Source organism: Micromonospora sp. NPDC049240 (assembly GCF_040647835.1).
Lineage (GTDB): Bacteria > Actinomycetota > Actinomycetes > Mycobacteriales > Micromonosporaceae > Micromonospora.
Genome location: NZ_JBEZCX010000006.1, coordinates 289,672 through 303,090, shown reverse-complemented (window position 1 = coordinate 303,090; position 13,419 = coordinate 289,672). Strand labels below are relative to the sequence as shown.

General features: G+C 72.5%; 11 protein-coding genes and 2 pseudogenes. 7 read left to right on the top strand and 6 right to left on the bottom strand.

Annotation, left to right across the window (positions count from 1 at the left end; translation table 11 throughout):
- Positions 1-170: 170 nt before the first annotated feature.
- Positions 171-1,304, top strand: a complete 1,134-nt coding sequence (locus AB0B02_RS11750; RefSeq protein WP_357299557.1) for a histidine kinase — start codon at positions 171-173, stop codon at positions 1,302-1,304.
- Positions 1,301-1,957, top strand: coding sequence for a response regulator transcription factor (locus AB0B02_RS11745; protein ID WP_281939284.1), 657 nt, complete (start codon positions 1,301-1,303; stop codon positions 1,955-1,957). Before AB0B02_RS11750 ends, AB0B02_RS11745 begins: the two co-directional genes overlap by 4 nt.
- 116 nt (positions 1,958-2,073) lie before the next feature.
- On the opposite strand, the gene AB0B02_RS11740 is transcribed toward AB0B02_RS11745, so the two are convergent.
- The 4 genes and pseudogenes from AB0B02_RS11740 to AB0B02_RS11725 form a co-directional block, all read right to left on the bottom strand.
- The gene (locus AB0B02_RS11740; RefSeq protein WP_357299555.1) at positions 2,074-4,770 is read right to left on the bottom strand and encodes a sugar-binding protein; all 2,697 of its coding nucleotides are present in this window, start codon (positions 4,768-4,770) and stop codon (positions 2,074-2,076) included.
- Between the two features lie 758 nt (positions 4,771-5,528).
- Positions 5,529-6,210, bottom strand: a pseudogene (locus AB0B02_RS11735) (GPP34 family phosphoprotein).
- Positions 6,207-6,926 carry an ABC transporter permease gene (locus tag AB0B02_RS11730; protein ID WP_357299552.1) on the bottom strand — a complete coding sequence of 240 codons (720 nt, stop codon included), beginning with the start codon at positions 6,924-6,926 and terminating at the stop codon, positions 6,207-6,209. The pseudogene AB0B02_RS11735 and the gene AB0B02_RS11730 overlap by 4 nt, the downstream one beginning before the upstream one ends.
- Positions 6,927-6,951: 25 nt before the next feature.
- Positions 6,952-7,833 (bottom strand): ABC transporter ATP-binding protein, encoded by an 882-nt coding sequence (locus tag AB0B02_RS11725; RefSeq protein ID WP_357299549.1) that lies wholly within the window; start codon positions 7,831-7,833, stop codon positions 6,952-6,954.
- Between the two features lie 107 nt (positions 7,834-7,940).
- Here AB0B02_RS11725 and AB0B02_RS11720 point away from each other — a divergent pair, with 107 nt between their 5' ends.
- The 3 genes from AB0B02_RS11720 (at position 7,941) to AB0B02_RS11710 (ending at position 11,085) form a co-directional block, all read left to right on the top strand.
- Positions 7,941-9,095, top strand: coding sequence for a histidine kinase (locus AB0B02_RS11720; protein ID WP_357299546.1), 1,155 nt, complete (start codon positions 7,941-7,943; stop codon positions 9,093-9,095).
- The gene (locus AB0B02_RS11715) at positions 9,092-9,694 is read left to right on the top strand and encodes a response regulator transcription factor (protein ID WP_281939294.1); all 603 of its coding nucleotides are present in this window, start codon (positions 9,092-9,094) and stop codon (positions 9,692-9,694) included. The genes AB0B02_RS11720 and AB0B02_RS11715 overlap by 4 nt, the downstream gene beginning before the upstream one ends.
- A 158-nt stretch (positions 9,695-9,852) precedes the next feature.
- Positions 9,853-11,085 carry a glycosyl hydrolase gene (locus AB0B02_RS11710; RefSeq protein ID WP_357299542.1) on the top strand — a complete coding sequence of 411 codons (1,233 nt, stop codon included), beginning with the start codon at positions 9,853-9,855 and terminating at the stop codon, positions 11,083-11,085.
- 50 nt (positions 11,086-11,135) lie between these two features.
- Here the strand turns inward: AB0B02_RS11710 and AB0B02_RS11705 are convergent.
- Together AB0B02_RS11705 and AB0B02_RS11700 are read right to left on the bottom strand one after the other, a co-directional pair.
- Positions 11,136-11,225 (bottom strand): annotated as a pseudogene (locus AB0B02_RS11705) (undecaprenyl diphosphate synthase family protein); the annotation flags it as partial.
- 42 nt (positions 11,226-11,267) lie between these two features.
- Positions 11,268-11,867 (bottom strand): flavoprotein, encoded by a 600-nt coding sequence (locus AB0B02_RS11700; protein WP_357299540.1) that lies wholly within the window; start codon positions 11,865-11,867, stop codon positions 11,268-11,270.
- Between the two features lie 93 nt (positions 11,868-11,960).
- On the opposite strand from AB0B02_RS11700, the gene AB0B02_RS11695 reads away from it, so the two are divergent.
- Both AB0B02_RS11695 and AB0B02_RS11690 read left to right on the top strand, forming a co-directional pair.
- Positions 11,961-12,128, top strand: a complete 168-nt coding sequence (locus tag AB0B02_RS11695) for a hypothetical protein (RefSeq protein WP_281939298.1) — start codon at positions 11,961-11,963, stop codon at positions 12,126-12,128.
- 70 nt (positions 12,129-12,198) lie between these two features.
- Entirely contained in the window at positions 12,199-13,389 is a 1,191-nt protein-coding gene (locus AB0B02_RS11690) for a hypothetical protein (RefSeq protein WP_281939299.1), read from the top strand.
- Positions 13,390-13,419: the final 30 nt, after the last annotated feature.

The window sequence follows — 13,419 nt, the reverse complement described above, 5'->3', positions numbered from 1 at the left end:
TGGTGTCAGCCGGGTCGGCTCACCCGACGTCTTCACTATGAACAGCGCCGACGGGTGCCACATCCGCTCGCGGGCTCGCGCCGTCCCGGTCCCGGGCACGGGAAAGCCGCCGTACTTTCGGCTGATTCGCCCGAGCGGCGACCCTCCTACGTTGTCCGGGAGGGGGAAGCATGGTTGCTGGGATCTGGGCTGAGCCGCGCCCCGCGCGCCCGCCGGTGCGGGTCTGGCGGGACTGGGCGCTGTCCTCGGCTCTCGTCGCGGTCTCGCTCGTCGAGATGCTGCTGCGCGACGACAAGGCGTGGGCACCGCTGCTGGTCGGTGTCAGCGTCGTGGTCGCGGGGTGCCTGCTCTGGCGACGCACGCGGCCGCTGGCCGCGGTCGCCGTTGCCTTCGGAACCGTTCTCGCGTTCGACATCGCGAGGATCGCGGTCATCGATGCCACCGGTCTGCTGGGCATCGCGGGGCTGCTGGTGCTGCCCTACGCCCTGCTGCGCTGGGGGGCAGGTCGAGAGGCCGCCCTCGGGCTCGGCATCATCCTCGTCTGGCTACCCGTCACCCTCGTCGCGGACCCGACCTCACCCGCGGAGAAGATCGCCGGTTACGGGTTCTTCCTGTTCTCGGCCGCGCTCGGCGCGGCGGTGCGCTACCGCGCCAGAAGCCACGACCGCGACATCGAGCAGGTGCGGCTTCGTCAGCGCAACGAACTCGCCCGCGAGCTGCACGACACGGTCGGCCACCGGGTCCTGGCCATCGCCGTCCAGGCACAGGCGGGTCGCGCGTTGTCCGCCGCAGACCCGAAGCGCGCGTTGGCCACCCTGGTCACGATCGAGGAGGAGGCGTCCCGGACGCTCCGGGAGATGCGCGCCCTCGTGGGGGTGCTGCGCGACGGAACGGACGCCGACCTCGCCCCCCGACGAGGGGTGGCGGACGTCGAACGACTCGCTCGTCCCGGCGGCGAGGTGCTGGGCGTCCGCGTGCGGGTCTCCGGCGACGTCGAGACCGTTGAGCCAGCGGTCGGCACCGCGCTCTACCTGATCGCCGCCGAGGCGGTCACCAACGCGACCCGCCACGCCTCCGGCGCCACCGGAGTCACCGTCGACGTCACCGCATCCCGCGGCCAGGTGCACCTGCGGGTGCGTGACGACGGCGAGGCGACCACGACCAGCTCCCCGCACGCCGGCTACGGGCTGCGCGGCATGGCCGAGCGGGCGAGCCTGCTCGGCGGCACCCTCCGGGCGGGACCTGACCCGGACGGCGGCTGGAGCGTCGACGCCTCGCTGCCTCGCAAGGCGCGGGCGTCATGACCATCCGCGTGCTGGTCGCTGACGACCAGGACATCGTCCGGGCCGGGCTCTGCATGATCCTGGACGCCCAGCCGGGGATCACCGTCGTCGGTGAGGCCGCCGACGGTCGCCGGGCGATCGCCCTGGCCCGTTCGCTGCGTCCCGATGTGTGCCTGCTGGACATCCGCATGCCCGAGGTCGACGGGATCGAGGCCACCCGCCAGCTCGCCGGCGCCGACGTCGCCGATCCGCTGCCCGTCGTCGTCATCACCACCTTCGACCTCGACGAGTACGTCTACGGCGCGCTGAAGGCAGGCGCCCGAGGCTTCCTCCTCAAGGACGCCGGCGCCGAGATGCTCGCCCAGGCCGTCCATGCCGCCGCCCGCGGCGACGCCCTGATCGCCCCGAACATCACCGCGAGGCTCCTGTCCTCCTTCGCGAACAGCCGTCCGCGCCCGGTGCCCCCCGAGCCGGTCGAGCCGCTGACCGCTCGCGAGGAACAGGTCCTGCTGGCCGCCGCTCGCGGGCGGACCAACAGCGAGATCGGCGACGAGCTGGCCATCAGCCTCAGCACCGTCAAGACCCACATCGCCGCCCTGATGCGCAAGCTCAACGCCCGCAACCGCGTAGAGATCGTCATGTGGGCCTACGAGACACGCCGCGTCGGCATCTGATCGGTGCCCGCCTGCGCGAACCCGAAAGCGGGAGCGCCGGGGGCCGGACAAGGCGAGGAACTCACCTCCGACGAGACCGGAACCCCCGCCGGTCGGCGGGGGTTCCGGCACGCGGATCAGGTCAACGGGACCTGGCGGGCGAGTGCCGCACCGCCGCTTTCGAAGGCGGCCAGGACGGAGGTGGGCGTGCCACCGGTCACCGGCACCAGGACGGTGACCGGGCGTCCCGGACGGAGCTGCACCGTGCGCTCACCGAGCGACCGGTCACCGTCGTAGGTGTGCAGGTAGGCCGCGCCGGCGCGGTCGGCCCGGACGGTCACCCGCACGCCACCGGCCACCTGTCGTTGGCCGGTCAGTCGCAGCGCCCGTTCGGGCAGCCGGGCCACGGCGGCCGGCGCGACGCCGTCCACCGCCGACTGCGCGATGGTCTGCGCGCTGTGCACGCTGCGCGCGGCGGTGTCCGGGAAGACGGGGGCGGTGGGCTGCCGGTCCACCGGGGTGAGGCCGGGCAGGGTGACCAGCCCGTACCGGTACGGGTCGGCGCGGACGCCGGTGAACGTGGACCAGCCGAGCCGGGACTGGGAGCTGAGGTCCTGGGTGTCCGAGTCGTAGACCAGCACGTTGAAGCCCATGTGCGTCGGGTCGATCGCGTCGGGCAGCACCGCGAGCGGGATGCGGGCCTCGATGGTGTAACCGGTGTACGGGGCGGTGACCTTGCTGACCACGGTCATGCCGGGGGCGGTCGTGGCACCCGGTCCCTGCCGGTTGTCGGCGTCCCGCTGCCAGCACGGCGGGTCGCCGTTGGCGGGGTCGTCGGTGACCGGGAAGATGCCCGCCTTGAACACGGTGGAGGTGTCCGTCGAGTTCCCCTTGGGATCGACGATGATCTCGACGCTGTCGGTACGCCGCTGTCGCTTGCAGTCCTGGGGCACCACCTTCTTGCCGAGGACGTCATCGGTGACCTGCACGAAGACGAGGAGGGCGTCCTCGGTCCAGGCGATCCGCCCGGTGGCCGAGGCGTCCTGTCCGGTGGTGGCCTGTCCCTCCCAGATGCGGGACAGGTCCAGCTCCTCGCCCGGGTACTCGCCGGGGCCGGCCACCCCGTCGACGGTGTGGTTCTGCCCGGCTCGCGGGACCACGCTGGTCGGCACGATCTCCAGGGCGCCGGTCTCCACCGTGCTGCCGGTGCCGCTGGTGGTGGTGATGGTGAATCCGTAGTCGCCGCCGTCGCCGCCCTCGTTGGCGGTCGGCAGGCCGGCGTCGCTGTTGGTGACGGTGAAGGTGACCGCGCCGGTGGCGCCCGGCGCCAGGCCGGTGTAGCTCTTCGTCGCCGCGTCCGCGGTGAAGCCGGCCGGCAGGCCGAGGGCGACGGTGCCGCTCTGCGCCGTCGTGCCGTGGTTGCGCAGGTCGATCCGCACGGTCCGGCTCTTGCCCGAGCCGATGGTCAGCACCGGCTTGATCAGGGTGTCCAGTTGCGGGTAGCCGCTGTCGCCGGCCCAGCTCCGGAACAGCCCGACCTCGGGCAGCGGCTCCAGGGTGCCGCGCACGTCGGCGACCACCCGGACGGCGCGATCGGTTCGGCCGGCGCCCTGGCCGGTGGTGAGCGACGCGCCGAGCAGGTGCTGGGCGTTGGTGCCGGCGCCGGCCGGGACGGTCACGGTGAAGGTGGCCGTACGCTCCTTGCCGGCCGGTACGGCACCGCGCAGCGCGCCGGAGCCGGTGGCGCTCCAGCCCTCGGGCAGCCGCAGCGCGACCCGGGGAGCGGTCAGCGCCCGGTTGCGGGGCGCCCGCACGTGGGCGGTGACCGTGACGCGCTGCCCGGGTGCGAGGTCGAACCGGTCGGCGGTCAGCTGGAACTCGGTGCCGCGGGGCAGCCCGCCGGCGGCCGGAGGCAGCACCGACCCGCGCAGGATCGCCTCGGGTGAGGTGTCCGACGGGTCGTACGGGACGCGGCTGTCGACCAGGGTGTAGAAGTCGCAGCGGATCGCGGCGGGGTCGGTGGGGGCGGCGGCGGTGCTCGCCCAGCCCTGGGTGACGTACTCCCGGCGGGCGTCGACCTCGATCTCGGCCCAGGTCCGGCCGTCGGCGGCGCGAGCGCCCTCCCAGACGCCGAACACCTGGTCGGTCGGGACGGTCGGCACGAAGCTGGAGGCGCACCGCGGCCCGGCCGTCGAGGTGCCGGTGCCGCCGGTACGCAGCAGCTTGGCCGCCCGGAACGGCGTGAGTCCTTCCCGGGTGAGCTGCTCGGGGAAGGCCCTGGGGTCGGCGGCGGCGTGGAACGCCTCGGCGGCGAACCGGGCGGCCTGCTGGTGGTTGCCGTGGTTGCCGGGGGTGGGGGACGGGTTCATCGTCATCAGGATCTCGGGCCGGGTCTGCCGGATCACCCGGACGATCTGGCCCAGCGTCTCGTCGTGGCCCCAGATCTGTTCCGACAGGGGTGCCGAGGCCGTGTACCAGAAGTCGACGCGGTCGAGGTTGTAGAGATTCTCCACCCCGGCCTTGCCGATCGCGGTGCGCTCCTCGCGCTCCCGGATGATGCCCAGCGGTGGTCCCTCCTCCAGGCCGACGGCGTTGCCCCCGCCCTCGCCGCGGGTGATGGTGACGACGCCGGCCTTGGCGCCGTACTTCTCCTTCCACTGGCCGAGGGTGGCGAGGCTGCCGGCCTCGTCGTCGGGGTGCGCGCTGACGAAGAGCACGTCCAGGTCGACCGCGTCGGTCGGGCGGGCGGTGGGGGGTGCGGCGTGGGCGACGACCGGTGTCCCGGACAGGGCCAGGGCGAGCGCCGTGGGTAGCAGGAACGCCTTGATGCGCATGCAGATCCTTTCGCGTGAGGCGAGGTCCGCGCAGCGGCCGACGACGTCGGGCGCGGCTGCGCCGACGGCGGGGTCGCCGGTGGACGGTAAGTGGGCCTGCCAACGGCGGCAGGCCGGAGTGCAGGCATGGGACGGAATGCCAGCAGCACGGCGGTCCGTACACACTGGAAGGCCTTCGCCGGTGACGCTAGGGACCGGCGCGGCGGCGCGTCAATGCTTTGCAAGGACTTTCTTAATTTCCAGAAGAAAACAAGTTGCCGCTCAGTCGAGGGGTACGGGCGCGGTGCGCGATGCCAGGCCGGGGGCGCTCCCCGCGCGGCGGCGGTGACGTTTTCGCTGCCGAAGTGCTTCGGATGCATGCCGCATCAGCCGTTCAGCCACTTGACTGCTTAATTCGTTCGCCGTATGAAATAAACATGACGGGCAGGGTGATGCCACCACCGATCCGGAGGGGTCGAGTGCGGTCGGAAGGGGTCGAGCCGTGGCGCGTGATCCCCGCCGGTGTCGAGCGCGTCCCGCGAGGCCGACAGGTCGTTGATGGCCCGGAGGATCCGTCGGCGTTCCTGGGTGAGGTCGGCCAGCATGACCGAGCAGGTCGGCGCCAGTCGGTCACCGTCCTCCCGCACGCACGGCAGGACGGTGGCGATGGTCGTGGTGCTCGGGCCCGCGGTGACCAGGCTGCGGATGCGGCACACCGTACCGATGTCGGCCTCGCGGTACTCGCGGTAGCCGCTGCGTGCGGGCGGGCGGGGCTACCATCAGCCGCGCGGAAGCACGGTGATGGCCGCGATGGCGGTGTTGACGACCGTTGCCGTCACGGTACGGGTCACGGCCTGCGCCGCGGCGTCGGCTCCCCAGTCGCCTCGTTCCAGTTCCTTGGCCCGCGTGATCACCGACGACGTCCACGGGATCTCGCGGTGGAACTGCGGGAGAGTTCCGCTCGCCGAGAGCAGTGCCGCGAGCGCGGCGATGCGGGCCGGTGGCGGCGTGTCCGCCGAGAGGGCTTGTCGGACGTCGGCGAGCAGACGCGCCCGGCGTCCGGTCCCACCCTCCCGGAGGGCTGTCGTGCGGAACAGGCCGAGCACCTTGTGCGGCCTCCGGTCGAGGTCGCCTCGCGCGATCAGCCTGTCCAAAACCGGCTCGCGCAGTGGGGGGCCGATCGCCGCGAGTGCGGTCTGCGCGCCCCTCGGCTTCGCGGAGAGGTAGTCCCACGTCGGACGCAGGAGGTCGTCCGACGGTGGGTGACCCGCCACGCTCCTGATCCGGCCCCCGGGCGTCCGTGGCCAGGTGGTCGCCGAGGGCGAGGTCCGCCAGGACGGCGCCGCCGAGCACGGAGAAGAGCGTGTTCTCGCCCGCGATGGTTCCGGACCGGGGCTGGAACAGCAGCAGCAGAAGATCCTCCACCAGGGTCGGTGGGTCGGACCGGGGGTCGGTGGTCATCGGCGGGGCTCCCAGCGGAAGAGTCGGGTGGCCAGGGCGACGGCGACGACGACCCAGCCCAGGGTCGGCGCGAGCAGGAGCAGGGAGTCGGTCACGGCCACGCCGCCGTTCCAGGCGTTCCTGGTCAGTTCGGTGGCGGCGCCGCCGGGCAGCAGCCGCTTGAGCCAGGCGAGGTTCCCGGTGCCGCTGATGCCGACCCAGGTGGCCACGGCGATCATGCCGAGGGTGACCGGCAGGGTGGTGACCTGGGCGTGCTCGGGAGAGTTGGTGAGTCCGGCGGTGGCCAGGGCCAAGCCGATCATCATGGCCAGGGTCGCCAGGACCGCCAGCACCAGCAGGGCGGGGTCGGCCGGCCCGCCGGCGACGACGGCCAGCGCGGTCAGGATCGCGGCCACCTGCACCACCGCGATCGTGGTGGGCGGCAGCAGCAGGCCGGCCAGGATGGTGGAGTCGGCGACAGCGGTGGAGCGCAGTCGCTTCAGGAAGAGGTTCTGGCGTCGGGAGGCCAACGTGGTGACGGCGGTGGCGTAGAGCCCGAACGCGGCCACGGTGAACAGCACGATCGCCGCGATGTAGCCGAGGCTGCCGATCTCGGCGAAGATCTCGTGCTGGCGGACGAAGACGGCGCAGACAACGACCGGGATGATGAGGCTGGTGATCAGCACCAGCCGGTTCCGGAAGATCTGGATCAGCTCGGTGGACGCGATGGACAACATGGGACGCTCCGGTTCGAGAAGAGGTTCAGCGGGTGACGGCGCGGAAGACGTCGTCGAGCCGGGTCGACCCGGCGTGCAGGTCGCGCAGCTCCACCGTGTGGTCCTGGGCCCACCCGAGCAGGGCGTGCAGGTCCTTCTGCAGGGCGAAGGTCTCGATCACGACGGTCCCGTCGGCGTCGACGGTGGCCTGCACCGGCAGCATCGGCGCCGGTTCCGCGAGGGAGAAGCGGATCACGGCCGGCAGGCTGCGGGTCAGCTCGGAGACGGTGCCCTCGCGGTGGAGGACGCCCTGGTGCATCAGCCCGATCCGGTCGGCGCGCTGCTGCGCCTCCTCCAGGTAGTGCGTGGTCAGCACGATGGTGGTGCCGTTCTCGCGCAGCCGGTCGACAGTCGCCCAGACGGCGTCGCGGGACTGGATGTCCAGGCCGGTGGTCGGCTCGTCCAGGACGATCAGCTCCGGGGTGCCGTAGACCGCGGTGGCGAAGTCCAACCGCCGCTTCTCGCCGCCGGACAGCTGAGCCACCTTCCGGCCGGCCCGGTCGGTGAGATCGACCAGGTCGAGCACCCGGTCGACGTCGTCGCGGCGCCCGCTGAGCCGTCCGATCAGACCGACGGACTCGCGGACCGTGAGGTCGGGGGAGAAACCACTCTCCTGGAGCATCACCCCCGTGCGGGGACGCACCGTCCGCCGGTCGTCGGGGCGGTGCCCGAAGACGAGTACGGTGCCGGAGGTCTGCCTCCGATGCCCCTCGACGACCTCGAGCGTCGAGGTCTTGCCGGCCCCGTTGGTGCCCAGCAGCGCGTAGAGCTCCCCGGGGCGTACCTCGAAGGAGAGGTCCTTGACGGCGTGGAAGTCACCGTAGGTGAGGTTCAGCCGGTCGACTTCGATGACGGGTGTGGTGGACATGCACCCATGACAGCGCGGGTGTGCCCGGCGTGGCAGTGGCGCGGTGTCATGACCGCGTGTGACGTGGTGTCACTGGTGGTCGCCGGTGATCGTCGGATACTGGGGTGGTGACCGCACCATCGCCGCGCTTCACCGCGTCGACGCAGAAGAGGCTGCGCCGGCTCAACCTCGCCGCCTCACTGCCGCCGGTGGTGCTCGCCGCCGTGGTGCTGGTCTACACCGACGCGCGTACCTGGTGGCACGTCGCCGTCCTGGCGCCCGGGGCGATGGCGGCCCTGGTGGCCTTCGAGCGGTGGACGGCGGGCGACCTCGGCCGGTTCGCGCTGCCCTGCGCGGTCGTCGCGGCAGCGGTGTGGCCACTGGGAGTGCTGGTGACCGGCAGTCCCAACGCGTACTGGGGGATCTGCGCCGTGGGTTCGCTCGCGTTGCGCCAGGTGCGGCGGCGCCGTGCCCTGGTGATGGCCGGGCTGTTCTCCTTCGTCGCCGTGGTCGGCGCGATGCGGCTGCTGGTGCAGCGGGACGACCCGGGCGACGTCGTGGGGCGCTACGTCCTCGTGCCGACCGTCCTCACCGTCGTCGTGACGGTCCTGACCGTGGTGGGGGAGCGGTTCTACGACCTCATCCGGGAGCTCGAACAGACCCGGGAGCGCGAGGCGGAGCTGGCCGTGGTCCGGGAGAGGGTCCGGTTCGCCAGCGACCTGCACGACATCCAGGGCCACACCCTGCACGTGGTCAAGCTCAAGATCGCCCTGGCGCAGCGGCTGCTGGACCGCGACACCGCACGGGTGGCCAAGGAGCTGCGGGAGACGTACGCGCTGGTCAGCGACACCATCGCGCAGACCAAGGAACTCGCGTACGCGCAACGGCGGCTCAACCTCACCGCGGAGATCGAGAACGCGAAGAACCTGTTCGAGGCCGCCGGCATCCGGGTCCGGGTGACCCGGGAGGCCGAGGTCGACACCCGCGTCAGCGAACTGCTCGGCCAGGTGCTGCGGGAGACCACCACCAACATCCTGCGCCACGCGCAGGCCGCCCAGGTGCAGATCACGCTCGCCGGGACCGGCATCACGATCGTCAACGACGGTGTGACCGCCACCGGGCTTCCCGAGCTGCGGGGCCTGGCGGCGTTGCGGCAACGGGTCGTGGACGACGGTGGCGAGTTCTCCGTGGAACAGCGCGACGGGCGGTTCCGTACGGCTGCGGTCTTCGCGCCCGCCCGCGCCGACGCGGCCCCCACGGTGGCGAGGGAGGACAGCCGATGACGAGCATCGTGCTCGCCGACGACGAGGTGTTGCTGCGGACGGCCCTGGCCGCGCTGCTGCCGATGGAGGGCGACATCACCGTGCTCGCCGAGGCCACCGACGGCGGGACGGCGATCGCCGCGACCCTGCGACACCGGCCCGACGTGCTGGTCATCGACCTGGAGATGCCGGGCGTGGACGGCCTGGACGCGGTCGCGGAGATCCGCCGCGTGCGGCCCGAGCAGGTGATCCTCATGCTGACCCGGCACGCCCGGCCGGGCGTGCTGCGCAAGGCGTTGCGGCTCGGCGTGCAGGGCTTCGTCAGCAAGTCCGCCGAGCCGGCCCACATCACCTCGGTCATCGCCACCCTGCACGCGGGCAAACGCTGGATCGACCCGGACGTGTCCGCGCTCGCCGTCACCGAGGACTGCCCGCTGACCGACCGCGAGATCGACGTGCTGCGGGTCACCGGGGAGGGCTACTCGGTCGCCGACATCGCCGTCCGGCTGCACCTCGCCCCGGGCACCGTGCGCAACTACCTCTCCAACGCGATGCGCAAGACCCAGACCCGGACCCGCCACGACGCGGCCCGGTACGCCCGCGAACACGACTGGCTGTAGCGGCCGTCCGGCTACTGCTCGGGGTGCTCGGCGCGGTCACCTGTCGGCGTCGCGGTCCGATCGGATCGCGTGATCGGTGAACCGAAGGTCGTCCCCGACCGTCGTAGGCGCAGTCCCGCCTGTCGTGGGGCGGGTCCGGCGAGTGGTGGAGGGGTCGAATGCAGATGTGGCAGCGGGGCGGCGCGCACCGGGCGGTGCGCGCCGTGGTGGTCCTCGGTGCGGTCGGGGCCGTGCTCGGCGCGGGTCTGGCCGTGGTGCCCACCGCGCGGGCCAGTGCCCACACGACCATCGTCGGCGTCGGCGGCAGATGCGTCGACGTGGCGTGGACGCAGACCGCCAACGGCACGCCGATCCAGCTCGCGGACTGCAACGGCACGGTCGCCCAGGACTGGTTCCACGACGGTTCGGGGCCGGTGCGGGCGCTGGGGAAGTGCCTCGACGTGGCGGGCGGCGTCGGGGCGGACGGCACGCGCATCCAGTTGTTCGACTGCAACGGCACCGGCGCGCAGCAGTGGCGGTTCACCGACGGGCAACTGGTCAACACCGGCTCCGGCAAGTGCCTCGACGCTCCCGGCGACGCCGACGGCACGCACCTGCGGCTGTGGACCTGCACCGGCAGCCCGACCCAGCGGTGGAGCGTGCCGGGCGCACCGCGTCCGGCCGGCGCGGCGGGGAAGAAGGGCGTGAGCACGTGGGCCTTCCCCCGGGTCGCCGACGGCGTCCACGCGGTGGGGGCCGGCTGGTACTACGACTGGTCCGCGAACCCGGACGACGTCCCGGCACAGGCGGAGTTCGTACCGATGATCTGGGGAGCCGGCGCTGTCAACGACGGCGAACTCGACAGCGCGCGGCGCTCCGGCACCACGCTGCTCGGTTTCAACGAGCCCGACCTGCCGCAGCAGGCGAACATGAGCGTCGAGCAGGCGCTGACGTTGTGGCCGCGACTCGAACGGACCGGTATGCGCCTGGGTAGCCCGGCCGTCGCCTTCGGCGGCGAGGTCCCCGGCGGATGGCTCGACCGCTTCCTGAGCGGGGCGCGTCAGCGCGGCATGCGGGTGGACTTCATCGCCCTGCACTGGTACGGCTCGGACTTCGGCCCCGCCGCGCCGCAACACCTGATGACCTACGTGCAGGCGGTGCACGAGCGCTACGGACTGCCCGTGTGGGTCACCGAGTTCAGCCTGACCAACTTCGCCGGTCATCCTCGCTACCCGAGCGCCGAGCAGTTGACCGCGTTCGTCCGCGAGGCCACCGCCCGGCTTCAGGCGACCCCGTACGTGGAGCGCTACGCGTTGTTCGCGCTGCCCGCGTCGGGGGAGGCGGCGGCACTCGGGCTGTATCGCGAGGACGGCGTCCTGACCCCGGCCGGGGACGCGTACCGCGGGTCATGAGCAGCCCCGGCGGGAGGGGGAGGTCGTCGTCCTCGCCCTCCCGCCGGCGCTCAGGCCCCGAAGCGGCGATGTCGGGCGGCGTACGAGCGAAGGGCCCGGAGAAAGTCGACCTTCCGGAAGCCGGGCCAGTACACGGCGCACGCCAACGCCGGCGCCTCGTTGCCCTGTCCCGGTCAGCCGGCTCAGGCCACCGGGTCGGCGGTCTGCTCGGCCCCGGTGGCTTCCTCGCCCTCGGTGGCGAGGGTGGTCTCCAGCCAGCTCGCGATCAGCTCGGCGACGGTGTCCGGCGGCGGCATGGCGATGCCGATCGCGTTCTCCCGCTGCCACAGTTCGAAGATCACGCGATCCTGCGGCTCCACCACCGTGTGCCCCTCGTCGCGCAACGCCTCGACGTGTCGCTGGGTGACCCGCTTGACCCACATGGAGCGGTTCATGCTGGGGAAGAACAGCGACGGGCGGTCGCTGGCCAGCAGCGCGGTCTGCGCCGGCGTGCCGGCCAGGCCGAGGGCCGTCGCGGCGAGCATGTTGGCCGTCGCCGGCAGCACCACCAGGCCGAGGGAACGCTTCGCGAACTCGGTCGGATTCAGCGCCGGATCGGCGCTGGTCCAGACCTCGTCGGCGTACCAGGCGGCCACCTGGGGCGGCACGAAACGTTCGGCGCTCGCCGTGAGCAGCACCCGCAGCGGCAGGTCGATCTCCTGGCGGAGCCAGGACAGGTACCCCGAGGTCGCCATCGCGGCGCTCGAGCCGCTGACGATCACCGACAGTGCGTCATCTCGCATGGCGACAGCGTGGCGTGACGACCCGGTCCCGGACATGGGGGAGCGGCCCCGTCTTCGCGCCCCCGCCCGCCGGGAGTTTGGGGGCCGTTCCCCATGCCGTCCGGACCGGCCGGCTGGCAGGTTCTTCCCCAGGCCCCGGCCGGCCAGCCACCCCGACGCCCGTCCGAGGAGGTGAACGTCATGAAGAAGATCACGATCCGCAAGACCGGTTCCATCAAGCTCACCACGTCTGCGCCGCTGTACTGCACGGACTGCTGCTGACCGGTCCGGCCGCCCCGACGCCTGTGGCGCCGGGGCGGCCGTCGCCGGCCGTCACCGCGATGGAGGGCCGATGTCACCCACCCGCTTGGAGTTCCACCCGCTCACGTACGTGCCGGAGCGGGACGGCATCACGGTCGGCCGCGTCGACGCCGCCTCCTTCGCCATGCTGCCCGAGGACGGCGTCGCGCTGCTGCGCCGACTGGCCGGGGGCATGCCGGTCGACGAGGCCGAGCAGTGGTACCGGCGCACCTACGGCGAGACCGTCGACATGGCCGACTTCGTGGACGCGATGCGCGAGCTGAGGTTCGTCCGGGCCGAGGGGGAACCGCTTGCCACGCCGCCGAAGGTGCGTTTCCACCGGCTCGGACGGCTCGCCTTCTCCCCGCTGGCCTGGGTCGTCTACCTGCTGGTGATGGGCGCGGCCGTCGTCGCCATGGTGAACCGACCGGAGCTGCGCCCCCAGGCCGACCACGTGTTCTTCGTGCCCTCCCTGCTCGGCGTGCAGTTGGGCCTGGCCCTCTGCCAGTCGCCGGCCATCCTCTGGCACGAGTTCTACCACCTGCTCGCGGCCCGCCGGCTCGGCCTGCCCACCCGGATGCAGATCGGCCGCCGGCTCTACTACGTGGTGGTCGAGACCGAGCTGGACGCGCTGCTCACCGTGCCGGCGCGGCGGCGTTACCTGCCGATGACGGCCGGCCTGCTGGCCGACGCGGTGCTCTTCGGCGCGCTCGTGCTCGCCGCCGCGGCCGACCTGTCCGACGGTCTGTCCTGGCCGGGACGACTCGCGCTCGCGGTGGCGTACACCGTGTTGCTGCGGATGTCCTGGCAGTTCTACGTCTTCCTGCGCACCGACATGTACTACGTCGCCACCACGGCCCTGGGCTGCACCAACCTGGACGAGGTGAGTCGGGCGTACCTGCGCGACCGGTTCGGCTGGTTGCCCTGGGTGCGCCGCGCCGACTGGACCGACGGCGACTGGTCGCCGCGGGACCGGCGGCTCGCCCCCTGGTTCGCGCTGGTCACCTGCGCCGGCGTCGGGGTGCTGCTGGTCACCGTCGCGCTCTGGACCGCGCCGCTGATCTGGGAGTTCGGCACCCGGGTGGTCAGCGCCCTCGTCAACGGCTCGCCCGCCGGGCCCGGCTTCTGGGACTCGGTCGCCTCCCTCCTGTTGGTCGCGTTCGAGCTGGTGCTGCTGCCGCTGCTGGCCGGGCGGGTCCAGCGCCGGCGGGCGAAAAGTCCGAGCCCCGCTCCGGCCGGCTGACCGCCGCCCGCCCACCACGACCGTCCACGA